General features: G+C 68.4%; 28 protein-coding genes. 18 read left to right on the forward strand and 10 right to left on the reverse strand.

Translation table 11 applies throughout. The features are described 5' to 3' along the window. Window positions 1–61 precede the first annotated feature (61 nt). The 11 genes from RS84_RS11135 to RS84_RS11180 all read left to right on the forward strand — a co-directional run bounded on the left by RS84_RS11135 (window position 62) and on the right by RS84_RS11180 (window position 5,978). Complete coding sequence (locus RS84_RS11135; protein WP_045257844.1) at window positions 62–478, forward strand: ArsR/SmtB family transcription factor; 417 nt, start codon at window positions 62–64, stop codon at window positions 476–478. 39 nt (window positions 479–517) lie between these two features. Beyond that, on the forward strand, window positions 518–1,447 hold the full coding sequence (locus tag RS84_RS11140) for a cyclase family protein (protein WP_045257845.1): 930 nt from the start codon (window positions 518–520) through the stop codon (window positions 1,445–1,447). Between the two features lie 74 nt (window positions 1,448–1,521). Next, window positions 1,522–1,713: a helix-turn-helix domain-containing protein gene (locus tag RS84_RS11145; RefSeq protein ID WP_045257846.1), complete on the forward strand. Its 192-nt coding sequence runs from the start codon at window positions 1,522–1,524 to the stop codon at window positions 1,711–1,713. Between the two features lie 31 nt (window positions 1,714–1,744). Continuing rightward, on the forward strand, window positions 1,745–2,242 hold the full coding sequence (locus RS84_RS11150) for a hypothetical protein (RefSeq protein WP_045257847.1): 498 nt from the start codon (window positions 1,745–1,747) through the stop codon (window positions 2,240–2,242). Between the two features lie 113 nt (window positions 2,243–2,355). Further along, complete coding sequence (locus RS84_RS18940) at window positions 2,356–2,454, forward strand: 30S ribosomal protein bS22 (protein ID WP_003792170.1); 99 nt, start codon at window positions 2,356–2,358, stop codon at window positions 2,452–2,454. 81 nt (window positions 2,455–2,535) lie between these two features. Then, window positions 2,536–2,838: a rhodanese-like domain-containing protein gene (locus RS84_RS11155; RefSeq protein WP_045257848.1), complete on the forward strand. Its 303-nt coding sequence runs from the start codon at window positions 2,536–2,538 to the stop codon at window positions 2,836–2,838. After that, window positions 2,835–3,119, forward strand: coding sequence for a glutaredoxin family protein (locus RS84_RS11160; protein WP_045257849.1), 285 nt, complete (start codon window positions 2,835–2,837; stop codon window positions 3,117–3,119). Before RS84_RS11155 ends, RS84_RS11160 begins: the two co-directional genes overlap by 4 nt. After that, window positions 3,116–3,418, forward strand: coding sequence for a Dabb family protein (locus RS84_RS11165; RefSeq protein ID WP_045257850.1), 303 nt, complete (start codon window positions 3,116–3,118; stop codon window positions 3,416–3,418). Before RS84_RS11160 ends, RS84_RS11165 begins: the two co-directional genes overlap by 4 nt. Window positions 3,419–3,586: 168 nt before the next feature. Further along, window positions 3,587–4,396, forward strand: coding sequence for a basic amino acid ABC transporter substrate-binding protein (locus RS84_RS11170; protein ID WP_045257851.1), 810 nt, complete (start codon window positions 3,587–3,589; stop codon window positions 4,394–4,396). A 32-nt stretch (window positions 4,397–4,428) separates the two neighbouring features. Beyond that, entirely contained in the window at window positions 4,429–5,226 is a 798-nt protein-coding gene (locus RS84_RS11175; RefSeq protein WP_045257852.1) for an amino acid ABC transporter permease, read from the forward strand. Next, window positions 5,223–5,978: an amino acid ABC transporter ATP-binding protein gene (locus RS84_RS11180; RefSeq protein WP_045257853.1), complete on the forward strand. Its 756-nt coding sequence runs from the start codon at window positions 5,223–5,225 to the stop codon at window positions 5,976–5,978. The genes RS84_RS11175 and RS84_RS11180 overlap by 4 nt, the downstream gene beginning before the upstream one ends. Window positions 5,979–6,078: 100 nt before the next feature. Here the strand turns inward: RS84_RS11180 and RS84_RS11185 are convergent, their stop codons facing one another. The 5 genes from RS84_RS11185 to RS84_RS11205 all read right to left on the reverse strand — a co-directional run bounded on the left by RS84_RS11185 (window position 6,079) and on the right by RS84_RS11205 (window position 10,285). Continuing rightward, window positions 6,079–6,261 carry a YegP family protein gene (locus RS84_RS11185; protein WP_045257854.1) on the reverse strand — a complete coding sequence of 61 codons (183 nt, stop codon included), beginning with the start codon at window positions 6,259–6,261 and terminating at the stop codon, window positions 6,079–6,081. Window positions 6,262–6,346: 85 nt separating this feature from the next. After that, window positions 6,347–7,426, reverse strand: a complete 1,080-nt coding sequence (locus RS84_RS11190; protein WP_045257855.1) for an ABC transporter ATP-binding protein — start codon at window positions 7,424–7,426, stop codon at window positions 6,347–6,349. Continuing rightward, on the reverse strand, window positions 7,423–8,217 hold the full coding sequence (locus tag RS84_RS11195; RefSeq protein WP_045257856.1) for an ABC transporter permease: 795 nt from the start codon (window positions 8,215–8,217) through the stop codon (window positions 7,423–7,425). The genes RS84_RS11190 and RS84_RS11195 overlap by 4 nt, the downstream gene beginning before the upstream one ends. Continuing rightward, window positions 8,214–9,146 (reverse strand): ABC transporter permease, encoded by a 933-nt coding sequence (locus RS84_RS11200; RefSeq protein WP_414738816.1) that lies wholly within the window; start codon window positions 9,144–9,146, stop codon window positions 8,214–8,216. The genes RS84_RS11195 and RS84_RS11200 overlap by 4 nt, the downstream gene beginning before the upstream one ends. Beyond that, a complete protein-coding gene (locus RS84_RS11205; protein ID WP_045257858.1) occupies window positions 9,143–10,285 on the reverse strand; it encodes an ABC transporter substrate-binding protein in 1,143 nt (380 codons plus the stop codon). The genes RS84_RS11200 and RS84_RS11205 overlap by 4 nt, the downstream gene beginning before the upstream one ends. A gap of 151 nt (window positions 10,286–10,436) precedes the next feature. Here RS84_RS11205 and RS84_RS11210 point away from each other — a divergent pair, with 151 nt between their 5' ends. Beyond that, complete coding sequence (locus RS84_RS11210) at window positions 10,437–11,261, forward strand: sulfite exporter TauE/SafE family protein (protein WP_045257859.1); 825 nt, start codon at window positions 10,437–10,439, stop codon at window positions 11,259–11,261. A gap of 244 nt (window positions 11,262–11,505) precedes the next feature. Here the strand turns inward: RS84_RS11210 and aspS are convergent, their stop codons facing one another. Beyond that, a complete protein-coding gene (gene aspS, locus RS84_RS11215) occupies window positions 11,506–13,287 on the reverse strand; it encodes an aspartate--tRNA ligase (RefSeq protein WP_045257860.1) in 1,782 nt (593 codons plus the stop codon). A gap of 195 nt (window positions 13,288–13,482) precedes the next feature. On the opposite strand from aspS, the gene RS84_RS11220 reads away from it, so the two are divergent. After that, window positions 13,483–14,127, forward strand: coding sequence for a histidine phosphatase family protein (locus RS84_RS11220; RefSeq protein WP_045257861.1), 645 nt, complete (start codon window positions 13,483–13,485; stop codon window positions 14,125–14,127). Between the two features lie 139 nt (window positions 14,128–14,266). Here RS84_RS11220 and RS84_RS11225 read toward each other — a convergent pair whose 3' ends face one another. Continuing rightward, entirely contained in the window at window positions 14,267–15,163 is an 897-nt protein-coding gene (locus tag RS84_RS11225; RefSeq protein WP_045257862.1) for an NAD(P)/FAD-dependent oxidoreductase, read from the reverse strand. Between the two features lie 55 nt (window positions 15,164–15,218). On the opposite strand from RS84_RS11225, the gene RS84_RS11230 reads away from it, so the two are divergent. From RS84_RS11230 to ccsB, 5 genes are read left to right on the forward strand one after another with little or no spacing between them, the layout of a single operon-like run. Beyond that, complete coding sequence (locus RS84_RS11230; RefSeq protein ID WP_045257863.1) at window positions 15,219–15,623, forward strand: MerR family transcriptional regulator; 405 nt, start codon at window positions 15,219–15,221, stop codon at window positions 15,621–15,623. A 51-nt stretch (window positions 15,624–15,674) separates the two neighbouring features. Further along, window positions 15,675–16,325: a TlpA family protein disulfide reductase gene (locus RS84_RS11235; RefSeq protein WP_200892016.1), complete on the forward strand. Its 651-nt coding sequence runs from the start codon at window positions 15,675–15,677 to the stop codon at window positions 16,323–16,325. Window positions 16,326–16,378: 53 nt separating this feature from the next. Further along, a complete protein-coding gene (locus RS84_RS11240) occupies window positions 16,379–17,128 on the forward strand; it encodes a cytochrome c biogenesis protein CcdA (RefSeq protein ID WP_152641818.1) in 750 nt (249 codons plus the stop codon). Then, window positions 17,109–18,866: a cytochrome c biogenesis protein ResB gene (locus RS84_RS11245; protein ID WP_082062149.1), complete on the forward strand. Its 1,758-nt coding sequence runs from the start codon at window positions 17,109–17,111 to the stop codon at window positions 18,864–18,866. Before RS84_RS11240 ends, RS84_RS11245 begins: the two co-directional genes overlap by 20 nt. A gap of 9 nt (window positions 18,867–18,875) precedes the next feature. Further along, a complete protein-coding gene (gene ccsB / locus RS84_RS11250) occupies window positions 18,876–19,856 on the forward strand; it encodes a c-type cytochrome biogenesis protein CcsB (RefSeq protein ID WP_045257865.1) in 981 nt (326 codons plus the stop codon). A gap of 21 nt (window positions 19,857–19,877) precedes the next feature. Here ccsB and RS84_RS11255 read toward each other — a convergent pair whose 3' ends face one another. Genes RS84_RS11255 through RS84_RS11265 form a run of 3 tightly spaced genes read right to left on the reverse strand, consistent with a single transcriptional unit; the run spans window position 19,878 to window position 25,299 of the window. Beyond that, window positions 19,878–20,462, reverse strand: coding sequence for a 2'-5' RNA ligase family protein (locus tag RS84_RS11255; protein WP_045257866.1), 585 nt, complete (start codon window positions 20,460–20,462; stop codon window positions 19,878–19,880). A gap of 47 nt (window positions 20,463–20,509) precedes the next feature. Further along, complete coding sequence (locus RS84_RS11260; protein WP_045257867.1) at window positions 20,510–22,498, reverse strand: YhgE/Pip family protein; 1,989 nt, start codon at window positions 22,496–22,498, stop codon at window positions 20,510–20,512. After that, window positions 22,495–25,299: an MMPL family transporter gene (locus RS84_RS11265; protein ID WP_045257868.1), complete on the reverse strand. Its 2,805-nt coding sequence runs from the start codon at window positions 25,297–25,299 to the stop codon at window positions 22,495–22,497. The genes RS84_RS11260 and RS84_RS11265 overlap by 4 nt, the downstream gene beginning before the upstream one ends. Window positions 25,300–25,404 lie beyond the last annotated feature (105 nt).

The raw sequence follows: 25,404 nt of genomic DNA on the forward strand, positions 1-25,404 counted from the left end.
CGGCCCGCCTCGGCGAGCCTTCGTCATGGTACTCCGTGCCAGGGGCGGCTAGCCTGATCTCATGACGGACATCTTCGACGTGATCGCAGACGGTACGAGGCGCGACATCCTCCAGCTCCTTCTGCGCCGTGCCGAAGAGGGAGACGCCGGCACCAGCGTCGGCCAGATCGTGGCCGAGCTCGGCATCAGCCAGCCGACGGTCTCGAAGCACCTCAAGGTCCTGCGCGAAGCGGAGCTCGTGAACGTCCGCGAAGACGGGCAGCGACGGTTCTACAGCCTGTCGGTCGAGCCGCTGTCGGTCGTCGACGACTGGCTGGTGCCCTTCCTCGTCGACGCGTACGGAGACGCGGCTCCCGACATCGCCTACCTGTCGCAGCCGCTGCCCGACAGTGCTGCGCACGCTGCCGAGGTCGTCGGTCGCGCCGCGGCATCGGCCAAGCACGTCGTCGCGAACGCCTTCAAGCGCCTCGGCGGCTGAAGGCCGCGGCGGCTCAGCCGCCTTTGCCATGATGTGGTGATGACGACGCCACCCCTTCAGCACCGCGCGCACTTCGACTTCTCGATCTCCTTCGCCAACGGCGGCGGGCTGCACGGCGAGGGGTTCAGGCTCGATCTTCCTCGCCCCGAGCTCGGTTCCGACGAGATCGGGATTCTTCTCGTGAAGCACCTCGGCCTCGCCCTGGTGAGCGACATGGAGATCCGCGGTCTCCGCATCGTGCAGGAGCAGCACAGGGGGAGCAGGGGAGCGGATGCCGCGGCCCCCGTTCCCGGTCGCGTGATCGACCTGAGCCATCCGATCGAAGCCGGCCTGGTCACGTACCCCGGCCTCCCGGTGCCGATCATCACGCCGCATCTGACGCGCGAGGACTCGCGTGCCAAGTACGCCCCCGGCACCGAGTTCGCGATGGACATCATCACGATGATCGGCAACACCGGCACCTATCTGGATGCGCCGTACCACCGCTACGAGGAGGGTGGTGACCTCGCCTCGCTCGATCTGAGCACCCTTGTCGACGTGCCCGCCGAGGTGTTCCACCTGCGCGACTCGTGGAGCGCCGACCATCGCGGGATCGACGCGGTGGCCCTCGCCGATCGCGATCTCGCCGGCAGTGCCGTCCTGCTCGATACCGGGTGGAGCAGTCGCTTCGGCACGCCGGAGTATGCGGTCGGTGCGCCGTTTCTCACCGAGGGCGGAGCCCGGCACCTCGTGGAGGCGGGCGTGCAGATCGTCGGAATCGACTCACTGAACATCGACGACACCGAGAGTGGAGGGGAGCGGCCGGCGCACAGCATCCTGCTCGCCGCGGGTGTGCACGTGGTGGAGCATCTGACGAATCTCGAGGCCGTGCCCGCGCGCGGGGCCCGCTTCACGGCGGCACCTCCCGCCATACGAGGATTCGGTACTTTCCCCGTGCGCGCCTTCGCCACCGTGTCCACGTCCCACTGACCACACCGGTCACGTGGGTTTACACGCGTCTCAGCGACCCATAGAGTGTGCACATCGAGAAAGGGGTACGTGGGATGCCCGAAGTACCTGACGTCCGGTTCCTCACGGTGGCTGAGGTCGCCGAACTCATGCGCGTGTCGAAGATGACCGTCTATCGGCTCGTGCACTCGGGGGAGCTGCCGGCGATCCGCTTCGGTCGCAGCTTCCGCGTGCCCGAATCCGCCGTGGCGGAGGCCCTGCAGAAACCGATCGCCGACGCGGGCTGATCGGCGAGCGCACAGGCGCGAAGGAGGCACCGTGGACGCCAGTACCTTCTATGCGCTCTTCTCCGCCACCTGTTTCACCCTCACAGGGCTCTGGTGGAACGTCGTGCGCGCCCGCACCGACTGGATGGCCGATACCGCGATTCGCCGCACCATCGGCGGTGTGTACCTGTCGTTCCTGCTGCCGGCGCTGATGGGTCTGTTCGCGCAGGTCGGCGGGACCGAGAGCCCGCTGATCTGGCGACTGTCGTTCGTCGTGATCTCCGTCGTGGGCGCGGTGTCGATGCTGCGCCTCGTCTCGCAGGCGCGCGGTGATCGCACCGCCCGCGCCATGCGGTGGACCCAGCTGGGCACGGTCGTCGTGTACGCCGCGATCGCGATCATCGGCGTCGCGCCCCAGCTCGCCGCACCGCTCGGACTCTCCGGGATCCAGGTCGGGGCACTGCTGCTGATCGTGCTGGTCGCGCTGGGTCACGCCCTCGTCTGGCGCTTCATGGTGACCGACGAAGCCGGGCGCGGCGGCGACGAGTGAGCGCGTACGAGAGCACCCCCGCGATTTGCTAGACTGTTCCGAGGCATTTTTCCGTGCCCGTACCCGGGTGTCCGCCACGTGCGACGCCCAGCCACTGACTTAGTGAGGTTTCCGTGGGTTCTGTCATCAAGAAGCGCCGCAAGCGCATGGCGAAGAAGAAGCACCGCAAGCTGCTTCGCAAGACTCGCCACCAGCGCCGCAACAAGAAGTAAGCGGCCAGACACCGAGCGCCTGTCTCCGGACGGGCGCTTTGTGTCTCTTGCCGCTGTTCGAACCCATCGCAGGAGTACGCCATGAAGTCGATCACCGTCGCTGAGCTCGCCGCTCGCGAGAACACGCCGCTCATCGATGTGCGCGAGGCCCACGAGTTCGCCGCCGGGCACGTTCCTGGTGCGGTGAACATCCCGATGTCCGAGATCGGCAACCGCCTCGAAGAGCTCCCCTCGGAGGCCTTCGACGTGATCTGCCAGATGGGCGGGCGCTCCGCCCGCGTGGTCGAAGCGCTCGAGGGGCGCGGATACGACGTCACGAACGTCGACGGCGGGACCGCGGAGTGGATCGCCGAGGGCCGCGAGGTCGAGGTTCCCTCGGCGTGACCACGCTGACGCTGATCGGCAAGCCCGACTGCCACCTGTGCGACGTCGCATCCGAGATCATCGACACGGTGATCGCCGAGATGCCGGATGCCGCGGCCGAGAACATCGAGATCGTCGAGGCCTCGATCCAGGAGGACCCGGCCCTGTACGACCTGTGGTGGGAGAAGATCCCCGTCGTCCTGATCGACGGGGAGTTGCACGCGCACTGGCGCCTGTCGGCGGACCGACTGCGCTCAGCGCTCGAAGACGCCGTGGTCAGCGACATGAAGGAGACCAGATGAGCATCCGTCACGTGGTGAGCTGGAAGCTCGCAGCATCCGATCCCGCCGTCCGTGCGGAGCAGGCCGCCGAGGTGGCGCGCCGGCTCAACGCGCTCGACGGGGTCGTGCCGCAGCTGCGATCCATCTCGGCCGGCGCCAACATGGCCTACCCCGACGCCAACTGGGATGTGACCCTCGTGGCCGATTTCGACTCGATCGAGGCGCTCGAGCAGTACCAGGTGCACCCCGCGCACGAAGAGGTCGTGGCCTACGTGCGCTCGGTCGTGGGCTCACGGGTGGCCGTCGACTTCGAAGTCTGAGCTTCGCCGTGCAGGGCGAGGCGCGGCACGTGACCGAGACGACGGCTACTTGCAACAAAAACGTAACCCGCAGACGCACTGTTCGGCCGTGACGGCCCCCGCGTGCGTGTCAAGATGAACACCTACCCGTTCGCGGGCGCGATCCGCCCCCGACTCCCAGGAGCTGACATGCAGCGTCGCAACATCTTCGCCGGAATCGCCCTCGCGGCGACCGCCACCCTCGCCCTCGCCGGCTGCGCCGGTGGATCGGACGCAGGTTCGGGCGGCACGGCGGACGACCCGTACGGCCTCGTCGAGGCGGGGACGCTCACCGTCTGCTCCGACATCCCCTACCCGCCCTTCGAGTTCGAGGGCGGCGACAACGGCACCGGGTACACCGGCTTCGACATCGACCTGCTCGACGCGATCGCGAAGAAGCTCGACCTGAAGCTCTCGGTGCAGGACGTGGGCTTCGAGGCGCTGCAGTCGGGCACCACGCTCGCCAATGGGACGTGCGACCTGGGCGCGTCGGCCATGACCATCACCGACGAGCGCAAGAAGAACATCGACTTCTCCGACCCGTACTACGACTCGCTGCAGTCGCTGCTCGTGCGCACCGACTCGGGCATCAAGAGCATCGACGACCTCGACGGCAAGAACGTCGGGGTGCAGCAGGGCACCACGGGCGAGAGCTACGCGACCGAGAACGCGAAGGGCGCGCAGCTCGTGCAGTACCCGTCTGACGGAGAGCTCTGGCCCGCGATCCAGGCCGGCCAGATCGACGCCATCCTGCAGGATCAGCCGGTCAACCTCGAGCACGAGAAGGCCGACAGCGCCTACAAGATCGTCGAGACCTACGACACCGATGAGTCCTACGGCTTCGCCTTCGAGAAGGGCCAGAAGAAGGAGCTGCTCGACGCGGTGAACGGCGCACTGAAGGAGCTGCGCGACAGCGGCGACTACCAGACGATCTACGACACCTACTTCACCGCGAACTGAGCGGCGAGCAGGACACGAGAGGACCCTTGACAATGGCGTTGAGGCGCACTCAAAGACAGAAGCTGTATCGGTACCTCGTCTACGCCGTGCTGATCGCCCTGGCGCTCATGGCGATCATCACGACGGACTGGAGCCGGATCGGACCGCTGTTCTTCAACCCGGAGATCGCGGCCAAGATGTTCCCCGGGATCATCACGACCGCACTCGTCAACACGCTGTGGTTCACGGCGGTAGCCTTCGCAGGCGGTCTGCTGCTCGGCATCGTCCTGGCTCTGCTCAAGATGTCGAGCATCGGCCCGTTCCGATGGATCGCGACCGCCTGGATCGAGCTGTTCCGCGGTCTTCCGGCGATCATGACGATCTTCGCGATCTCGCAGGTCCTCCCGATCGCCACCCAGGTGTCGGGTCAGAAGCTCGGTGGTCCGGTCGTTCTCGGCCTGATCGGTCTGATCCTCGTGGCCTCGGCCTACATGGCGGAGACGATCAGGGCGGGCCTGCAGGCGGTGCCGAAGGGGCAGACCGAGGCGGCGCGCTCCCTGGGCATGTCTCCGATGAAGACGACCTTCTGGATCGTGGTTCCGCAGGGCTTCCGCATCATCATCCCGCCGCTGACGAACGAGTTCGTGCTGCTGTTGAAGGACACGTCTCTGCTCTTCGTGGCGGGCTCGTTCATCTGGTCGAAGGAGCTCACGAACTTCGCCAAGGACGCCACGACGCAGAACCAGAACGCGACACCATTGGTCATGGCGGCGATCCTGTACCTGATCGTCACGATCCCTCTCACGCGGTTCACCGCGTATCTCGAGCGACGGATGGGGAATCAGCGATGATCACCGACCTGATCGATGTGCACGCCCCAGCGATCGACGTGCAGGGGCTCGTGAAGACCTTCGGTGAGAACGAGGTGCTCAAGGGCATCGATCTCACGGTGACCGCCGGTGAGGTGGTCTGCGTGATCGGTCCTTCGGGATCCGGCAAGTCGACGCTGCTGCGGTCGGTTAACCTCCTCGAGGAGCCGACGGGCGGAAAGGTGCTCATCGAGGGGATCGACATCACCGACCCCGACATCGACATCGACGGCGTGCGCACGCGCATCGGCATGGTGTTCCAGAGCTTCAACCTGTTCCCGCACATGAGCGTGCTCGGCAACCTCACGATCGCCCAGCGACGCGTGAAGAAGCGGGGCAAGGAAGAGGCCGAGCAGGTCGCGCACGAGATGCTCGCCCGCGTGGGCATGGGGCACAAGGCGGATGCCTACCCGACGCAGCTCTCCGGCGGCCAGCAGCAGCGCGTGGCGATCGCCCGCGCGCTGTGCATGAACCCCGACATGATGCTGTTCGACGAGCCGACCTCGGCGCTCGACCCCGAACTGGTCGGCGAGGTGCTGCAGGTCATGCGCTCGCTGGCCGAGGAGGGGATGACGATGCTCGTCGTCACGCACGAGATGGGCTTCGCGAGGGAGGTCGGGTCGCGGCTGATCTTCATGGACGGCGGCCACATCGTGGAAGAGGGCGATCCTCGCGAGGTGCTCAGCAACCCGCAGCACCAGCGCACGAAGGACTTCCTCTCGCGAGTGCTGTAGAGAGCGTCGTCGACCCCGTCGCGAGAACCGGCTCAATCGACGAGACCCCCTGTATCGACATCGATACAGGGGGTCTCGACGTGAATCGGGGGTATCGGCGTCAGCCCTCGGCCTCGACGACTTCTGCGTCGGCGGCGTTGCGCCGGACCGACTCGATGCCGTTCAGGGCACTGGACTTCGACGCGTAGCCCTGACCGGTCGCGATGACCTCGCCGTTGCCTGCCTTCAGCCGGAAGCGGTAGTCTCCGCTCTTGTCCTGATACAGCTCGAACTTGCCTGCCATGAGGCGTCCTTTCTCCACGGGTCGAGGGAACAACGCCCTCCGGGCTCAAACTAGCGGTGCGCGCACGGTGACGGAAGAGCGAGTTTCAGCCGCGCGGATGCGCGGCCACCTGCTCCGGTACGAGCGCGATCCGCACCCGGTCGCCGAAGACGGGGCGGATGCCGGGCGAGTGCTGCAGGCGGACGAGTTCTCCCGACTCCGTGCGGACGAGCGTACGGCGGACGCTCCCGAGGAAGGTGCTCTCCTCGACCAGGGCGTCGGTGGCGGCATCCGCCTCTCCGGCGAAGCGCACGTTCTCGGGCCGGATGAACACGTCGACCGGGCCGTCGGCCGGTGCCTGCAGCGGCAGGCGCTGACCCCACACCGTCACGTGGTCGCCCTCTGCGACGCCGGCGACGACGCTGGAGAGACCCACGAAGGCTGCGACATCGGCGGTCGCCGGTGTCGTGTACAGCTGCTCGGGCGAGCCGATCTGCTCGATGCGCCCCGAATTCATCACGGCGATGCGGTCGGAGACGGCCAGCGCCTCCTCCTGGTCGTGGGTGACGAACACGGTCGTGATGCCGAGGCGCAGCTGGATGCGGCGGATCTCATCGCGCAGCTGCACGCGGACCTTCGCGTCCAGCGCGGAGAGCGGCTCGTCGAGCAGCAGGACCTTGGGCTCGGTGACCAGGGCGCGAGCGAGCGCGACCCGCTGCTGCTGGCCGCCGGAGAGCTGGTGCGGCAAACGGTCGGCGAAGTCGGCGAGGCCGACCAGCGCGAGCGCGTCGAGCGAGCGCTTCGCGGCATCCGCCTTGCTCACCCCGCGGCGGCGCAGGCCGAAGGCCGTGTTGTCGACGACCCTCAGGTGCGGGAACAGCGAGTACGACTGGAACACCATGCCGATGTCGCGCTTGTTCGTCGGCACTCTCGAGACGTCACGGCCGCCGAGCAGCACGGCTCCGTCATCGGCGATCTCGAGCCCGGCGAGCACTCGCAGCAGTGTTGTCTTGCCGCAGCCCGAAGGCCCGAGCAGCGACACGAACTCGCCGGGCGCGATGTCGAGGTCGACGCCGTGCAGCACCGTGTTGCCGGCGTAGCTCTTCACGATTTGCTGCAGCTGCACGCGGGTGCCTTCTCCGGCTTCGGCGAGCAGCGCATTCTCGGCGGTGCGAGGGAGTGTCATGAGCGAGCCTTTCGAGTGCCGCGCGCGGCGCGGCCGATGACGAGGAGCAGGACGAAGCAGAACAGCAGCGCGAGAAGCGTGAAGATCGCCGGGAGGTAGCCGTCCTGCTTCTGGACGACCACCATGGCGGTCTGGAACACCTGGCGGTTCAGCAGCGACGCGATCGTGAACTCGCCCAGCACGACGGCGACCGAGATGAGCGACGCTGCGAGGAGTCCCTGCCGGAGGTTGGGGGCCAGGACTTTGAGCACGACCGTGGGCCAGTCGGCGCCGAGCGATCGCGCGGCCTCGGCGAGGGTGCGCATGTCGACCGCGTCGATCGACGCCTGGATCGAGCGGTACGCGAAGGGCAGCACGGTGATGCCGTAGGCGAACGCCAGTGTCCACGCGCCGGTGCCGAGCGTGCGTCCGATCTGCAGATAGATGGGTGCGAGGCCCACGACGAGCACGATGGCGGGGATCGAGATCGGGAGCAGCGCCGCGAACTCGAACGCCGGACGCAGCTTCGGGAAGCGCAGATTCACCAGGATCATGGTGGGCGCGAGAATCAACAGCACGATCGCGACCGTGATGATCGCGAGCAGCAGCGAATTGCCGAGCCCCGTCCAGATGGGCTTGAGCGTGGCTGCCATCCCGGGGTCGAAGAGGCCGGCCCAGCGCGCGAGCGAGTAGGTGCCGTCGGGCATCCTGACCGTGTACAGGAGCGTGGCGAGCAGCGGAATCGCGAAGAACGCGCCCACGAGGACGCCGATCACCGAGCGGGTCACGCGGGAGGGGGCGAGCGGGTTCATGCCTGCCACCTCGCAGCCCGGCGCTGGATGAGCGAGTACAGCGCCATCACGATTCCGACGACGACGATCATGCCGAGGGCCAGGGCGCCGGCGAGATTCTCGCGTCCGAGCACGGTCTCGCTGGTGAGCGCGGCGCGGATCTGCAGCGGCACGATCTGTGAGCCTTGGCTGGCGAGGGCCGCGGCGGTCGCGTACGACGAGAAGGCGTTGGCGAACAGCAGGAGGAGGCTCGCGAGGAACGAGGGGGAGAGGACCGGGATGCCGATGCGCAGCCAGAAGCTCGAGCGGGTGCCGCCGAGAGCGAGGTTCGCCTCGGACCACTGCGGCTTGAGAGCGGCGAGCGCAGGCATGAAGGTGATGACCATGAGCGGCACCTGGAAGTAGATGTAAGGGAGGATCAGCCCCGGCAGCTCGTAGAGCCAGGTGCCGTTCGCGAAGATGTCGATACCGAAGCTCTCCTGCAGAAACACCTTCACGACGCCCTGGATGCCGATCGTCGCGATGAAGACGAAAGCGAGCATGACGCCCCCGAACTGGGCGAGCACGCCGGCCGCGGCGTCGACCGTCCGACGCACGACTCCCTCGGGATTCAGGCCGAGCATGGCGTAGCAGACCAGAGCTCCGACGAGGGCGCCGACGAACGCGGTCAGCAGCGAGACCCCTGCCGAGTTCGCGAAGGTGTTCAGGACCAGGGGGTCGCCCAGAGCGGCGACATTGGTCCAGGTGAAGGATCCGTCCTTCGCGAAGAAGCCCGAGCCGATGGACAGGATCGTCGGCACCGCGAGGAACAGCACGACGTACGCCGCGAAGGGGACGAGCCCGAGCCAGGCCCAAGAGGGTGTGGAGCGCCGGACCCGCGCACGCGGCGCGGACCCGGGGGAGAGGGCGGATGCCACGGCATCCGCCCTCTCCTGCGTGATGGTGGTCACTGGACCGCCGCTGCCCACTTCTCGCCGAGCAGCTTTCCGGCGTTCGTCGACTGCTCTTCAGTCGGGACGACCGTGTCCTCGGGCGCCTCCGGCAGGGCTGCTGCGAGGTCGGCATCGATCGTGCCGGCATCCGTCATGGCGTCCATGCGAGCCGGACGCGCGCCTCCCTTGAGCCACAGATTCTGCACCTCGTCGCTGTACAGGAATTCCTGCCACAGGCGCGCGGCAGCCGGGTGCGGGGCGTCGACGTTGATGGCCTGGTTGTAGTAGCCCGCATAACCGGTGCCGTCGAGCACGACGACCTTCCAGTTCTCGTTGTCCTTCGTGTGCGCGGCGTTGAGGTAGTCCCAGTCGAAGACGACGGGGGTCTCACCGCTCGCGACGGTCGCCGTGGTGACATCGACCTTGAGGAGGTTGCCGGCCTTCTGCAGCTCGCCGAAGAAGTCGATGCCCGGCTGGAAGTCGTCGAGAGTTCCGTCGGACTGCACCGTCGCAAGGCCCACGGCGGCGAAGGCCGCGCCCGCCTGCGTCGGGTCGCCGTTGATCGCGACCGCGCCCTTGTAGTCGGCGCCGAGCAGGTCGTCGAGGGTCTTCGGAGCGTCGAACTTCGAGGAGTCGTAGCCGATCGACATGTACCCGCCGTAGTCGCCCACGAACAGGCCGGTGGGCTCCTTCAGCGCATCGGGGATCTCGTCCCACGTCTGCACCTGGTACGGCGCGAACTGGTCGGTGTTCTGCAGCGCGACCGCGAGGCCGAGGTCGAAGACGTCCGGAGCCGTGTCGAGGCCCTTGTTGGTCTCAGCGGCCTGGATCTCCTCGGCGCTGGAGACATCGGGTGAGGCCTCGTTGATCGTGATCTCGGGGTACTTCTCGGCGAACAGGTCGAGGATCTCGCCGTAATTCGCCCAGTCGCGGGGGAGCGCGATGACGTTGAGCGCGCCCTCGGCCTTGGCCGCGGCCTCGAGGTCGGCGAAGGTGCCGAAGTCGGCAACCGCGGTGGCGGATGCCGCGTCTACCTTGTCGGAGTCGGCGTCTGCGGACGCGTCGGCGGTGCTCGCGCAGCCGCTCAGGGCGAGCGCGGCCGTTGCGGCGAGGGCGATGCCGGCGCCGAAGCGTGCGCGGCGGGGGAAGTGTGCCATGAGGGTCCTCTCGGTGTCCGGCGCGGGTACGCCGGGTCGGGTTGCGAGTGGACGCTACGGGACGGAGGTGGCCGATGAGTCGGCGACGGGTGAATGGCCGGTGTCCGGCCGGTGGCCGGATCGGATGCGGCGGATCTGACATCCTGGACGGATGGACATCGGCGCGCTCCTCGGTCTCGAACAGCTGACCTGGGGCACCCTGATCCTCGTGATCGTCGCGGCCTTCGCCGCCGGCTGGATCGACGCCGTCGTCGGCGGTGGCGGGCTGCTTCAGCTGCCCGCCCTGCTGCTCATCCCCGGGATGGCTCCGGTACAGGCTCTCGCCACGAACAAGCTCGCCTCGGTGTTCGGCACCGCGACGAGCAGCATCACGTACTACCGGCGTGCGAAGCCCGACATCCGCACGGCGATACCGATGGCGGTGATCGCGCTGATCGGCTCGTTCGGGGGAGCGGCCGTGGCGACGGTGCTCCCCTCATCGGCCTTCAAGCCGATCATCGTCGTCGCGCTGCTGGCCGTTGCCCTGTTCACGGCTTTCAAGCCGCAGCTGGGCGCTGCGACGCAGCTGCGATTCCACGGGCACAAGCACCACGTCGCAGCGGGCGCCGCGGGGCTCGGCATCGGCTTCTATGACGGCATGATCGGACCGGGAACGGGCACGTTCCTCGTGATCACGCTGGTCGCGCTGCTCGGCTACGACTTCCTGCAGGCGAGTGCGAAGGCGAAGATCGTGAACTTCGCGACCAACGCGGGGGCGCTGCTGCTGTTCATCCCGCACGGCTCAGTGCTGTGGCTGCTCGGCGGGATCCTCGCCGTGGCCAACGTGGCAGGCAGCTACCTCGGCTCACGCATGGCGATCTCGCGCGGGACCACGTTCATCCGCGTGGTCTTCCTCGTCGTCGTGATCGGACTGATCGCGAAGCTCGGCGTCGACGTGTGGAACGAGAACATCGCGCCGGCGCTCGCCGGCCGCTGACGGGAGTCGCGGGATCGATTCCGCGTTTCGTCTCGGTCGCTGGCGCTCCCTCGCTCAACGACCGGTGGGCTGGGGCCCTCGGTCGCTGGCGTTCTCTCGCTCAACGACCGGTGGGCTGGGGCCCTCGGTCGCTGGCGTTCTCTCGCTCAACGACGGGTGGGCTGGGGCCCTCGGTCGTTGAGCGAGCGCAGCGAGACGAAACGCCTCATGCTCCGCAGAACATGAGGCGTTTCGAGGGGGCGTATCAGGCCTCGTCGTCCTCGGGCACGAAGTCGACTCCGGCCTCCTTGCGCTGCGCGTCGCTGATCGGCGCGGGCGCGGAGGTGAGCGGGTCGAAGCCGCCGCCGGACTTGGGGAAGGCGATCACGTCGCGGATCGACTCGCTCTTCGACAAATGCTGCAGGACGCGGTCCATGCCGAGCGCGATGCCGCCGTGCGGCGGGGCGCCGAACTTGAACGCCTCGAGCAGGAAGCCGAACTGCTCGTCGGCCACCTCGTCGCTGATGCCCATGACCTCGAACACGCGCTTCTGCACGTCTTCGCGGTGGATGCGGATCGAGCCGCCGCCGAGCTCCGAGCCGTTGCAGACGATGTCGTAGGCGTAGGCGAGAGCCGAGCCGGGGTCGGTGTCGAACGTGTCCTCGAACTCGGGCTTGGGGCCCGTGAACGCGTGGTGCACGGCGGTCCAGGCGCCGGCGCCGACCGCGACGTCACCGGATGCCACGGCATCCGCCGCGGGCTCGAACATCGGGGCGTCGACCACCCACGTGAAGGCGAACTCGTCCGGGTTCAGGTAGCCGAGGCGGCGACCGATCTCGACGCGCGCGGCGCCGAGAAGCGCACGCGATTCCTTCGTGGAACCGGCCGCGAAGAACACGCAGTCACCCGACTCCGCGCCGACGAGCTCGGCGAGGCCGGCCTGCTCCGCCTCGGAGAGGTTCTTCGCGGCGGGGCCGCCGAGCGTGCCGTCCTCGTTGAACAGGACATAGGCGAGTCCGCGGGCGCCGCGCTGCTTGGCCCAGTCCTGCCAGGCGTCCAGCGTCTTGCGGGGCTGCGAAGCTCCGCCCGGCATCCGCACCGCTCCCACGTACTCGGCCTGGAACACGCGGAACGGCGTCTCCTTGAAGTACTCGGTCGCCTCGACGAGCTCGAGGCCGAAGCGCAGGTCGGGCTTGTCCGAGCCGTACTTGGCCATCGCCTCGGCGTAGGTCATGCGCGGCAGCGGGGTCTGCACCTCGACGCCGATCGTCTTCCACATCGCGACGATGAGCGACTCCATCAGGGTGATGACGTCTTCTTGATCGACGAAGCTCATCTCGATGTCGAGCTGCGTGAACTCCGGCTGGCGGTCGGCGCGGAAGTCCTCGTCGCGGTAGCAGCGCGCGATCTGGAAGTACTTCTCCACGCCGCCGACCATGAGCAGCTGCTTGAACAGCTGCGGCGACTGCGGCAGGGCGTACCAGCTCCCGGGGTGCAGGCGTGCGGGCACGACGAAGTCGCGGGCGCCTTCAGGCGTGGAGCGCGTGAGGGTCGGCGTCTCGACCTCGGTGAAGTCCTCGGCGTGCAGCACGTCGCGGATCGCCTTGTAGACGTTCGAGCGCAGACGCAGAGCGGATGCCGTCGCCGGACGGCGCAGGTCGAGGTAGCGGTACTTGAGACGCGCCTCCTCACCCACGGTCTCGGTCTCGGCGAGTGCCGTCGACACCTGGAAGGGCAGCGGCGCCGACTCGTTCAGCACCACGACGTCGCTCGCGATGAGTTCGATCTCGCCGGTGGGCAGGTTCGGGTTGGCGTTGCCCGCCGGACGCTGCGAGACCTCGCCGGTGACCTTGAGCACGAACTCGTTGCGCAGCGGGTGGGCCACCTCTTCGTCGCGGATCACGACCTGGGCGATGCCCGATGCATCCCGCAGATCGATGAACGCGACTCCTCCGTGATCACGACGACGATCGACCCAACCCGTGAGGGTGACGGTCTGACCGATGTTCTCTGCTCGCAGGGAGCCTGCGGAGTGAGTGCGAAGCACGGAGGATTCCTCCTGATCTGGGAAATGGTGAACCCCGCAAGTCTACCGGGGGCGGTTTCAGTAGACTCGCCAGCGCAGCCCCGGGTTCCTCTGATGAAAGGCCGCCATGCGCTTCGCCCCTGATGCCGTCCGCGACGGGGAGCCTCGCGCTCCCCTCGGCCGCGCGGTTCCCTCTGAGACGGCGGACCGTCGGGCATGACGGCGTCGCGGCTGCACCTGGTCAGGCACGGCGAGGTGCACAACCCCGGACGCGTGCTGTACGGGCGGCTGCCCGGTTACGGGCTGAGCGAGGCGGGGCGTCGGATGACGTGGGCCGCCGCCGAGCATGTGCGCGATCTCGATCGCCCTGTGACGTCGCTGATCGCCTCTCCGCTGCAGCGCACACAGGAATCGGCCGAGCCGTTCACCGAGATCTTCGGCCTCGTTCCCGTCCTCGACATGCGCGTGATCGAGCCGACCAACGTCTTCGAGGGCACGCAGATGCGTCGCTCTCTCATGAACCCCGTGAACTGGTGGCACCTGCGGCGACCCTCGGTGCCGAGCTGGGGAGAGCCGTATTCGTCGATCGCGGAGCGGATGCTGTCGGCCATGGACGAAGCGTGGGATGCGTCGACGGCCTCGGCGGCCCAGGGGGAGGGCAGCGACGTCGTCATCGTGTCGCATCAAGCGCCGATCTGGATCGCACATCTCCGCGTCGCGGGTCTCCCGCTGCGGCACGACCCCCGCACCCGCCGCTGCGCGCTGTCGAGCGTGACGTCTTTCGAACGCGTCGGCGACGTGTGGCGCGAGGTCGACTATGCCGAGCCCGCGTCCGGCGGGATCGACCTCGGCGCGGTCTGACATCCTCCGGCCGGAGGGGATGCGTTTCGTCTCGGTCGCTGGCTCCCTCGCGGGGGCGACCCGGAAGCGGTCGCTGCGCTCCGTCGCTCAACGACCGGGAGGGGGTCGTTGAGCGAGCGGAGCGAGACGACACGCTGGATCACTCGATGAGCGCGCGCACGATGCCGATGGCGGCCAGTTGCCCGGCGGCCGCGGCGAGCAGGACCGCCGGCATGGGGCCGGGGAGAGCCGCGCGGTGCGCGAGATCTCCGGCCGCAAGGATGCCGGGCACGGAGGTTGCGCCGAAATCGTCGATCTCGATGGACCCCGAGGGCAGCATCCGGAGATCCAGCTGCTCGGCGAAGGGCGCGCGCTGGCGCGAGACGACCGACGCCACGAAGATCCCCGCGACGGCTGTGGATTCGGCTCCTGCCGACACACGGACGTCTGCGCCGTCGATGCTCACCTCCTCGACGGGCGTAGAGCTGACGCGGGCTCCGCGGCTCTCCAGCATCCGACGCTCGTCATCGCTGAAGACCGCGCCGACCGGGAACACGGTGATCTCGCCGACGAAGCGCCCGAGAAGGCCGATGAGATGCTCGGCCCGATCGGCGGCGCCGAGCACGGCGATGGGCTTTCCTGTGTGCTCGTGGCCGTCGCAGAACGGGCAGCTGAAGGCGCGGGTTCCCCAGAGCGCGCCGAGTCCCGGGACATCCGGCAGCTCGTCTGCGACTCCGGTCGCGAGCACGATCCGGCGCGCTGTGACCTCGGAGCCGTCGGCGAGCTGCACCGTGAAGTCGTCCTGCCGGCCCGTGATGCGCTCGGCGGAGACGTCGCGGATCTCGACCTCTGCATAGTCTGCGAGCTGCGCGCGGGCGGTGGCGCGGAAGTCCGCAGGCGCGGTTCCGTCGTTCGCGACGACGTTGTGCATGTGCAGCACGGTGCCGTTGCGATACTCGCCCGAGTCGAGCAGCAGCGTCGAGCGGTGCATCCGCCCCAGGGTGAGCGCCGCCTGCAGTCCTGCCGGTCCTGCGCCGATCACGATCGCGTCGTACATGGTGTTCCTTCCGGTCGTGCTTGCGTATGAGCTCAGTCTGTGACTTCATGTCAACATGAAGTCAAATGCCGAGCATCCGTGGTCCGTGGGCGACGTCGCCGCCCGCGTCGATCTGCCCACCAACGTGCTGCGGCACTGGGAGTCCGTGGGCCTGCTGCGTCCCGAGCGGGATGCCGCCGGACGACGCCGCTACGGCGAGGACGAGGTCGTCCGCATCGCGGTGATCCAGCGCAGCAAGGCGGCCGGCATGACCCTCGAGCAGATCGGCGTGATGCTCGACAACGGCGCCAGGGAGCGGCATCAGGTTCTGCAGCAGCATCTGGACGACATCGACCGTCGCATGGAAGAGATGCGGCGCTCGAAGGCGATGACCGAGCACGCGATGCGCTGCAGCGCCCACGACATCGCCACATGCCCGAGATTCCGCGCGGGCGTCGCCGACGTCCTCGCGCGATTCTGAGGCCCGCCCCATCCGGCCTACGCATAGGAACCCCTGCGTACACTGGGAATCGTGCCTGTCGCGCCTTTGGTCAACCCGATCCGCAGCGGCCGCCGCTCCCGCATCCGCCTCGTTCGCGGTGCGATCGGAGCCGCGCTCGCCGCGGTCGTCGCCGTCGGTCTCACCGCCTGCGCTCCCGATCCGGTGAGCGACTCGTTCCTCAGCGGTGACAACAACGGCTATGTCGCGGCCGACGGTGCGATCGTCGAGATCCCCGTCGCCGAGCGAGGTGAACCTGTCGACTTCGGCGGTGTCACCGAGGCGGGCGAGAAGTTCTCCAGCGCCGACACCGCGGGTCAGGTCACCGTCGTGAACTTCTGGTACGCGGGCTGCGCGCCGTGCCGGGTCGAGGCGGATTTCCTGGAGACCGTCTGGCAGAAGTTCGACGGCCAGGGCGTCTCGTTCATCGGCGTGAACACGCGCGACCAGGCCGACACCGCCAAGGCGTTCTCCGACGAGTACAGCATCACGTACCCCAGCCTGATCGACGTCGACACCGCGGAGGCCAAGCTCGCCTTCGCCGAGGCTGTGCCGATCCAGGCGACCCCGACGACGCTCGTGCTCGACAAGCAGGGCCGCGTCGCCGCCCGCATCATCGGCCCGATCGACAGCCCGTCCATCCTCTCCACGCTCGTCAAGGACGCTCTCGCGGAGAAACTGTGAGCCCCCACGACATCATCGGTTCGGGTGCGCTCTGGCTCGCGATCCCCGTCGCGATGGTCGCCGGACTCCTGTCGTTCCTGTCGCCGTGCGTGCTGCCGCTCGTGCCGGGCTACCTCGGATTCCTCGGGGGAGCGGTGGGCCCTTCGACAGGCTCAGGAACCCAGAGGGCAGGCGCAGGGACCCAGCGTGCAGGCTCAGGAAACCCGAGGGCCGCGCAGGCCCCGGGTCGTCGGCAGCTGGTGCTCGGGGTGCTGCTGTTCATCCTCGGATTCAGCGTCGTCTTCATCGGGATCACCGCGCTCAGCGGCACCGTCGGCGTCTTCCTGCTGCGCTGGGGCGACCTCATCACGCGCATTCTGGGCGCGGTGATCATCCTGATGGGGCTCGTCTTCCTCGGCTTCTTCGGCTTCGCGCAGAGAGAGCTCCGCTTCCACGTCGACGCCAAGGCCGGCATCATCGGCGCCCCGCTGCTCGGCGTCGCGCTCGGGATCGGCTGGGCACCCTGCATGGGGCCGACGCTCAGCGCGATCGTGGCGCTGTCGTTCAACGCCGGCGACCCGCTGCGTGCGAGCTTCCTCGGCCTCGCCTACTCGCTGGGACTCGGCATCCCGTTCCTGCTCGTCGCTCTCGGATTCGGCTGGGCGACCAAGACGATCGGGTTCCTCCGCCGCCACATCCGCGTCGTGAACATCATCGGCGGCGTCCTGCTCATCGTGCTCGGCATCCTGATGGTGTCCGGCCTGTGGACGGGCATCATGTCGCGGCTGACGGCGGTGATGGGCAGTGTCATCCTCCCGCTCTGACCAGATCGAACAGAACGACCAGAAGGACTCCGTGGAAACCGACCCTCTGCGCCCGTCAGACCACATCGACGGTGACGACACGATCACCCAGCCGAAGCTCGGACTCGTCGGCTGGCTCCGCTGGGGCTGGCGCCAGCTGACCTCGATGCGTACCGCGCTGATCCTGCTTCTGGTGCTCGCGATCGCGGCGATCCCCGGATCGATCTTCCCGCAGCGCATGGCCGATCCGAACGGCGTCACGCAGTGGCAGCGCGACAATCCCGATCTGTTCCCGGTGCTCGATGCGCTGAAGATGTTCGACGTGTACCTCTCGCCGTGGTTCTCCGCGATCTACCTGCTGCTGTTCACCTCGCTCGTCGGCTGCGTGATCCCGCGCATCAAGCACCATGCGAAGGCCCTGCGGGCCCGGCCCCCGCGCACCCCTGCCCGGCTGCAGAGGCTGGCCGACCACCGCGAGGTGGAGCGCCAGGCGACGGATGCCGCAGCCGACGCCGCGGCGTCGATCGACATCGCGCAGAAGCAGCTGAAGGCTCTCGGCTACCGCGTCGAGCGGTACGACGACAAGCGCTCCTTCTCGGTGTCGGCCGAGCGCGGTTACTGGCGAGAGTCCGGCAACCTCGTCTTCCACATCGCGCTCGTCGGCGTGCTGATCACAGTGGGGGTCGGCGGCGGATTCGCGTACACCGGCCAGCGCGTCCTGGTCGAAGGCGGCACGTTCGCGAACACGCTGCTCGACTACGACTCGATGAACAGGGGGCGCTTCGTCGGCGACGGCGCTCTCGCGCCCTACTCGATGACCCTCGATTCCTTCGACGTGACGTATCAGCCGTTCGGTGAAGCCGGATCGGGACAGGCGGGCGACTTCTCGGCCAACATGACCGTGAAGGAGAACGGCAAGGAGCGCACCGGCTCGGTCAAGGTCAACGAGCCGCTCGCGATCGCCGACGACGAGGTCTTCCTGCTCGGCAACGGCTACGCGCCCACGATCACCGTGCGCAACGCGGCAGGCGATGTGGTGTTCACCGACAGCGTGCCGTTCCTGCCGCAGGACGCGAACATGACCTCGCTGGGCGTCGTGAAGGTCACGGACGGGATGCCGGAGCAGCTCGGTCTCCTCGGGTTCTTCTATCCGACCACCGGCGTGCTCGACACCGGCGCGTTCTTCTCGGCCTATCCGGATCTCACCAACCCCACGCTCACCCTCGACGTGTACAAGGGCGACCTCGGTATCAACAAGGGTGACCCGAAGTCGGTCTACGTCCTCGACACCACCGACCTCACCAAGCTCACAGGGCGCGACACCGACACCGAGTCGCTCGAGCTCACGCCCGGTCAGACGGCCGACCTGCCGAACGGCATGGGCACCGTGACGTTCGAGGATGAGTCGCCCGCCGGAGCGACCGATCTGTCGCACGCCGTGAAGCGCTTCGCGTCGCTGCAGATCCACCGCGACGAGTCGGGCGTGTTCGTCCTGACCTTCGCGCTTCTGGCACTCGGCGGACTCATGCTCGCGCTGTTCGTGCCCCGCCGCCGGATCTGGGTGAAGGCGACCGCCTCGGGAGATTCCGTCGCGCTCGAGTACGCAGGGCTGGCGCGCGGCGAGGACCCCACGCTCGCCGCAGCGGTGGACGACATCGTGAAGGGTCACGCCCGGCTGCTCGACGACGCCGGCGTCACCGAGAGCCCGTCCTCCGGCATCCCGTCCTCCGGCATCCCGTCTTCCGACCCCCGAAAGTAGACTGACAGCATGTTCGACCTCTCCGTGATATCGCCGGTGCTGCTGTGGACCGCGATCGCGATCTACGCGGCATCCTTCGTCGCGTTCGCCGTCGATCTCGCTCGTCGCTCGCAGGCGACCGCCGACGCTCGCACCGTGCGCGCTGCCGAGCTCGTCGGCGCGGGAGTGGGCGGCAGCACCGCATCGGTCCCGGCCACCGGCGCAGCCGGAGACCCGGCACCGCAGCGATTCATGATGGCTCGCATCGGCACGTCTCTCATGACGCTCGCCTGGGTGCTCCACCTGGCAGCCACCGTGACCCGCGGCATCGCCGCGGGACGTGTGCCCTGGGCGAACCTGTACGAGTTCGCGATGATCGGCACCCTGCTGATCGTGGCCGTGTTCCTGGCCGTGCTGACCCGGATCGACCTGCGCTATCTCGGCACCTTCATCACGGGTCTCGTGGTGATCCTGCTGGGGCTCGCCTCGACGAACTTCTACGTCGAGATCACGCCGCTGATGGATCCGCTGAAGAGCATCTGGCTGATCATCCACGTGTTCGTCGCCTCGCTCGGCACTGCGTTCTTCGCACTGTCGTTCGCGCTGTCTGTGACCCAGCTCATGCAGTCCCGTCGCGAGCGCCTGCTCGCCGAGGGCGCGGAGAAGACCGGGCCGCGATTCCTGGCGACGTTCCCTGCGTCCGAGCGGCTCGAGAGCCTGGCCTACCGATTCGCGATCATCGGGTTCATCCTGTGGACGTTCACGCTCATCGCAGGGTCCATCTGGGCGCACTACGCGTGGAGCCGCTACTGGGGCTTCGACGTCAAGGAGACCTGGACGTTCGTCATCTGGGTCATCTACGCCGGCTACATCCACGCGCGTGCGACGCGCGGCTGGCGAGGCAACCCCTCGGCCTGGCTCTCGATCGTCGGCTTCGCCGCCGTGATGTTCAACTTCACGATCGTGAACGTCTTCTTCAAGGGCCTGCACGCGTACTCCGGCCTGAGCTGAGCCGCGCACCGGCTTCCGGCATCAGCCGGTGAGGGGGATCACCTCGGAGTGCTCCTCGCCGTTCTCGTACCAGACCAGCTCTACCTCGCCGATGCTCTCGGACGGCCGACCGCCGATCGAGCGGCGTGACATGTGCGAGAGCGTCGTCCATGGCGCCGGCGCGAGGGACTTCGCGTAGACGAGCGACATGTGGAAGGTCCATTCCTTGAGCGGCAGCTCTCCGAGCCGGCGGATGTCGGTGCGGTCGAGTGCTTCCGTCAGTCGCGCGTACGCGGACAGCAGGCTCGCCGTGCGCGACAGCCGGATGATGAGGATCTGCCAGGGCGAGGGGAACGCGTCGACCGCCTCGGCGACGACGTCGATCGGGGGTTGCGCGGCCGCCCATCTGCGCACGACAGCCGCGAGGTCCTCGCGCCGCTCCGGCTCGTAGAATCCCCGAAGCGTCACGTGCCCGGTGTGCGGGTGCGGGACGTCGGCCCGTGCGAGCGCCGTGCGCTGTTCTGCGCGGTAGCGGTCGGCGACCACCGACGTCGGGCGCAGCACGAGGTACTGCTGACCATCGAGTGAGGCGAGCTGCTCAGGGGTGCTCATGAACGGTCGGCGCATCCCCTGAGCGTACGACGTCTCACGGCATCCGTCTGCCACTCGCGGCGTCAGGCGGTCGCCAGCGCGGTCCTCGCGGAGGTCGTGCGGCGCAGCGTGATCACGATGGTCGTGACGACCAGAGGCAGCACACCCCACACGACGAGCGCCGCGGCGGCGCCGCCGTTCGCGGCGATGAGACCGGTGAATGCGGGTGCCGTCGGCAGCGCGGATCCGATCGAGGCTAGCCATCCGGGAACGGTCGAGATGAGGCCCGTCGCGACGGCGAGCACGCCGATCAGGGCGCCCACCCAGCGCCCGGCGCCGCCGAACACCGCGACGAGAGCCTGGTTCACGGCGGCGAACGCGATGCCCGCGAGTACGGCGGTGCCGGCGAACGCCCACCAAGTGCCCGCGTCGTAGCTCGCCACGATCTGCACGATCAGCGCGACGAGCACGCCCTGCCCTGCCCCGATCAGTGCGGCGGGAGCGAAGCCACGCAGCGCCAGGCCCGCGGAGGAGCGTCGTGAGGTCAGTGTGCGCGCGGTGTGCGCTCGCATCACGATGAACGACGCGAGGCCGCCGAACCAGAGCACGACTGCGGTGAGAAGCGGGATCGCGGTCGGGCCGAAGATCGTCGTCGCCTCGGAGTTCGTCTTCACGGGATCCGCCATCACCGTGGCGAGGGACTTGGACTCCCCGTCGGTGAAGGACGGCAGCGAGTCGGATGCCGTGCGCAGACCGCCGGCGAGATCGCCGGTCCCTGTGGCGAGGGTGTCGAGGCCCGTGGCGAGCTCACCCGCTCCGGCGGACAGCTGGGTCGCCCCGTCGGACAGCTGGGCGGCGCCGTCGGCGAGCTGGGCGGCACCTGAGGCGGACTTGTCGAGTCCGTCGGTCGCGAGCTGGTTCAGGCCCGCGGCGATCGAGGACGCGCCGGTTCCGGCTGTGCGCATGTTGGTCGCGAGGGTCGTGAACGTGCCGGGAAGGGCTGCGACGCCGCCTGCGATCTGCGGGTCGTTCAGGATTCCGGATGCCGCGCCGGCAGACGTCGCGACGCCACCGGCGGACGCCGCGGCCGTCTTGATCCGGTCGCAGATCGCGGCGGGCACGCCGGAGTCGGGCTTCGCGCAGTCTGTCGCCAGCGAGCTGAGATCTCCCGCCAGCGCCGCCGAGCCGGTCGCCGCCGTGCCGGCCGCGCCCGCGGCGCTCTGGATTCCACCGACGAGCGCGGGCATTCCCGCCGTCTGCTGCTCGAGCTGGGTCGCGCCGCTGAGCAGCCCCGTCCCCAGCTGGCTCGCCCCACCGGCAAGCTGCCGCGTGCTGCCCGCCATGGTGGTGAGTCCCGTGGACAGCTCCGACGCTCCGGTGCTGAGTCCGGTCGCACCGGTGGCGAGCTTGGCCGCACCGTCCGGGATGGCAGCCGCGCCGGTCGCGGCATCCCGGGCTCCGGATGCGAGCTGCACAGCGCCGTCCGCAGCGTCGCCGATCTGGTCACCGAGGGTCGTGAAGCCGACCAGGACGTTGCTCATGGTCGCTTCGCTGAGCATCGAGCCCGTGCTGGCCGCCGCCACCGAGGCGATCTGTCCGGTGATCAAGTCGTCTGCGACGAGCCCGTCCGGGGGAGTGGTCACCGTGATCGTGGCCTTCTCGGCGTCATCGGATGCGGCGCCACCGCCGTCTGCGATCGCCGTGCCCGCCGAGGTCGCGGCCTTCGAGAAGTCCTCGGGGATCGTGATGACCGCCTGGTAGGTGCCGTCGGCGAGGCCCTCCTTCGCGTCGTCCTCGTTCGAGATGACCCACGTGAGGTTCGAGTCGAGGTCGTCCGACCCCTCGACCAGCCCCGAGGCCAGCTGGCGGCCGAGAGGCGTGAGCTGCCCGTCGATCGTGACCGGCTCGTCGAGGTTGACGATCGCCGCGGTCATGGAGTCGAGCCGCTCGGTGGGGTTCTGCAGGGCGGCGACGAGGATCCCGCCGACGGCTGCAGGGAGCAGCAGCACGCCGAGGATTGTCAGCCAGGTGATGGGTCTGCGCGTACGGGCACGCTCAATGGGGAGGGTCATGCGGTCACCTCGGAGGATTCGTCGGAATGCTGAGCGGATCGGGTGGAGATGTCGATCACGTCGGGGGCCGAGCGGCCGGCCGACGCGAGGACGTCGAGTGCCGGCGCGGACGACGCGCCCGTGAGCACGACGGCCGTCGCGGCATCCGCATCTCGCAGGCGGGCCGCGAGCTGGTCGCGCTGGGCGGAGGAGAGCGCGTCGACGCCGTCGATCACGACCAGGGCGGGGCACCCCCGCAGCGCTTCGGAGAGGTCGGATGCGGTGGCGCCGGCCTGCGTCGCGAGCACAACTCCCACGTGCGCGCGCACCCAGGCCGCCCGACCAGGCAGCAGGTGACCTGCGACGCGCAGCAGTCCGGAGTCCGGGGCGACGCGACCCGCGAGCACGAGCGCGAGCACTCGCCGCGTGCCCGCTGCGCCGCCGGTGAGCACGGCGCTGCCTCCCGGGGCGACGCGCATGTGCAGCGCCTCGATTCCGGCATCCGCCATCACGAGGTCGTCGGCGGCGACCACCGAGTCGTCACCAGGCCAGTCGGCCAGATGACGCTCTCGCTCGACCGCCTCGCCCTCGATGTCGACGCTCGGGAGGATCTTCTCGAGCCACCTCGGAATCTGCCAGGCGCGCTCGCCGAGGATCGCCATGAGCGCGGGAATCAGGGTCATGCGCACGAGGAAGGCGTCGATCGCGATGCCGGCTGCGAGACCGAGGGCGATCGGCTTGAGCGAGGAGTCGCCCTCGGGGACGAACGCCACGAACACCGCGAACATGATCAGTCCGGCAGCCGTGACGACCTTCGCCGACCCCGCGAAGCCGCTGCGCACGGCGCGCAGCGCGGCGGCCCTCTTGATCTGGGTCGCTGAGCCCGTCGAAGCGTCGGGGCTCTTCGAGTCCTTGTCGTGCACGTAGTCCTCGCGCATGCGCGACACCAGGAACACCTGGTAGTCCATCGCGAGTCCGAACAGCACGCCCATCAGGATGATCGGCATGAAGCTGATGATCGGGCCGACCTTCGCGACGTGCAGGGCGTCTGCGAACCAGCCCCATTCGAACACCGCGCCCACGATGCCGAAGGCGGCGATGATCGAGAGCAGGTACCCGAGGGCGGCGGTGATCGGCACCCACAGCGAGCGGAAGACGATGGTGAGGAGGATCAGCGACAGACCGATCACGAAGATCCCGAACGGCAGCAGCGCGTTGCCGAGCTGGTCGGAGATGTCGATGCCGACCGCCGTGAAGCCGGTGACCTTGAGGTCGATGCCGAACTTCTTCAGCCATTCGTCGTGGTGCGAGCGCAGCTCGCGCACGAGATCGGCGGTCGCCGGGTCGTCGGGGGCGGTCTCGGGGACGATCTGCACGATTCCGGTGTCGGCGGTCTCGTTGGGGGTGGAGAGCGCGACCTCCTTCACGCCGTCGATCTCGGCGACCGCGTCGCCGAGATCCTCCATGAGACCGAGCGGGTCGGTCGAGGTGACGATCGTGCCTGTGAGGATCAGCGGGCCGTTGAATCCGGGGCCGAACTGCTCGCCGACGAGGTCATAGCTCTGGCGCGCCTGCGAGTCCTTCGGCAGCACCCCGGCGTTGGGAAGTGCGAGGTTCAGGCTGAGTGCGGGCACCGCCACGACGCCGAGTCCGATCACGACGGCCAGCGATACGAGGATCGGGCGCTTGGTGACGCCCGCGACCCAGCCCTCGCTGCCCTTCGGCCGGTTCAGGGGCGCGGCCGGAGGCTCGCCTTCCTGCCCCTTCTTCGCTCGCCGCGGGCGCGGGGTGCGCTTCCAGCCGGTGACGCGTCCCTTCAGGAAGCCGAGCAGCGCAGGGGTGAGCGTCACGGCGATCGCGACGGCGACCGCGACGGCGACGGATGCGGCGATGCCCATGGTGGTGAGGAACGGGATGCCGGCGAAGCCGAGTCCGATCAGAGCGATCAGCACGGTGATGCCGGCGAACACCACGGCCGAGCCTGCGGTGCCGACGGCGCGGGAGGCGGACTCCTCGGGGTCCACTCCCTCACGGACCTGGTCCTGGTGCCTCGCCATGATGAACAGGGCGTAGTCGATGCCGACGGCCAGACCCAGCATGAGGGCGAGAAGCGGCGTGGTCGAGGAGACGGTGGCGAACGCCGTCGCCGCGAAGATCCCGGCCATGGAGACGCCCACGCCGAGAATCGCCGTCAGCAGCGGCAGCCCCGCGACCGCGAAGGAGCGGAACGTCACGATGAGCACGAGCAGCGCGATCAGGAGACCGACCGCCTCGGTGAGCGTCACGCCGGGGATGGAGGTGGCGAAGAGCTCGCCGCCGAGAGAGGTCTGCGAGCCCTGGGGGAGCTCCGCGCCGAGCTCGTCGGCCAGATCGGTCAGGGCGTCTTTCGTCTCGGCCGAGACATCGCTGGCCTGGCCCTCGAACTGCAGGCGGATGATGGCCGCGGTCTTGTCGTCATTGATCATGCCGTTGACATGCTCGTCGTACGGCGACGTCGCCGAGAGCACCGAGTCGTCGACATCGGCGAACTGCAGGGCCGCGTCCTCGATGTCCTTCCGATACGGATCATCCGTGATCGAGTCGCCGTCGGCGGCCACCACGATGATCTGCGCGCTGGTTCCGCTGACTGCGGGGAACGACCGGTTCAGCTGTTCGAGCCCCGCCTGGGATTCCGTGCCGGGGATCGAGAAGGTGTTGTCGGTGCCCTGACCCAGCACGACCGCGCCCGCACCCGCGATGCCCAGAATGATGAGCCAGGAGACGAGCACGCGCCAGGGGTGCCGGAACGACCAGCGACCGAGCGTGGACAGGAGAGTGGACACGAGGCTCCTTCGGGATTCCCAGATTGGATACACGGGTGTATTCAATACATAGATGTATCGTAAGGTGGTCCGCACCGGAAAGTCTGTGTGCCGGGTGGGAATCCA

Origin of the sequence: Microbacterium hydrocarbonoxydans (assembly GCF_000956475.1) — a bacterium.
Lineage (GTDB): Bacteria > Actinomycetota > Actinomycetes > Actinomycetales > Microbacteriaceae > Microbacterium > Microbacterium hydrocarbonoxydans_A.